We start from the raw sequence: 340 nt of genomic DNA, 5'->3' as shown, positions 1-340 counted from the left end.
CGCCGCAGGCGGTGGACAACCGAGCAGAAGCTGACAATCATTGAGCAGAGTTTTGAACCAGGCGAGACGGTATCTTCGACCGCTCGCCGCCATGGCGTTGCGCCCAATCTGCTTTACCGGTGGCGCAGGCTCTTGAGTGAGGGAGGTGCTGCAGCGGTGGATTCTGACGAGCCGGTTGTCGGCAATTCGGAAGTGAAGAAGCTTGAAGACCGCGTCCGCGAGCTGGAGCGCATGCTCGGCCGCAAGACGATGGAGGTCGAGATCCTCCGCGAAGCACTTTCCAAAGCGGGCTCAAAAAACGTATGGCCCGCCCCGTTTGCAATAGGATTTTTACGATGTT

General features: G+C 58.5%; 1 protein-coding gene. It reads left to right on the top strand.

Going from position 1 to position 340, the window contains the following annotated elements; genetic code table 11:
- Nucleotides 1-340: transposase (locus tag ACTJKP_RS27275; RefSeq protein ID WP_440632887.1), on the top strand; the 340-nt coding region annotated here is incomplete at both ends.

This window comes from Brucella sp. 22210, assembly GCF_052045675.1.
In the GTDB taxonomy this organism is placed as follows: Bacteria; Pseudomonadota; Alphaproteobacteria; order Rhizobiales; family Rhizobiaceae; genus Brucella.
This window is presented reverse-complemented; position numbering and strand designations above follow the sequence as displayed.